The organism is Vibrio sp. 704, from assembly GCF_033339295.1.
Genome location: NZ_JAWOUH010000827.1, coordinates 1 through 562, shown reverse-complemented (window position 1 = coordinate 562; position 562 = coordinate 1). Strand labels below are relative to the sequence as shown.

Genomic DNA, 562 nt, shown 5'->3' with positions numbered 1-562 from the left:
ACTGGCGATCATATGCAGCATCATCGGTGGGAATAGACGGGTTTGATCAAGAGCTTTGCGCAAGCTTGCCCCTTCACGGACGTTGTCTGCAGCAATCAACACTTGCTGCTTTACGTAACGGTTCGACATCACATCAACCGCCACTCGCATACCTTCAAGAATTGGGATCGCACTTGAAGTACAAATCGACAAGGTACGAGCGAAACGAGCAGTATTGAGACCTTTAGAAATCTTACCGACGAGCGGCAAGCTGATGATTTTTCTGTCCCAAGACAAGCGAAAATCTGGTTTTTGCAATGCCAGTTTTAAGCCATAAAAACAAACTACTAGCACGGCAAAGATAATCAGCCCCCACTCTTGGACGAACTCACTAGCCGCCAGCAAAAATTGCGTTGACTGTGGCAACTCTTGCCCCATTTGAATGATCGGCTCGATGATTTTGGGTACCACGGTCGCCAACAAGAACGAGACAATCGCCACCGCAAACACCACTAACACGACAGGGTAGATCATCGCTTGCAACAGCTTAGAACGCATTTTCTGACGGTTTTCGACGTACTCC

General features: G+C 48.0%; 1 protein-coding gene. It reads right to left on the bottom strand.

The genetic code is table 11. The features are described from left to right. A partial coding sequence (locus R7R24_RS29355) for a type II secretion system F family protein (RefSeq protein WP_318120545.1) occupies positions 1-562 on the bottom strand: 562 nt, incomplete at both ends.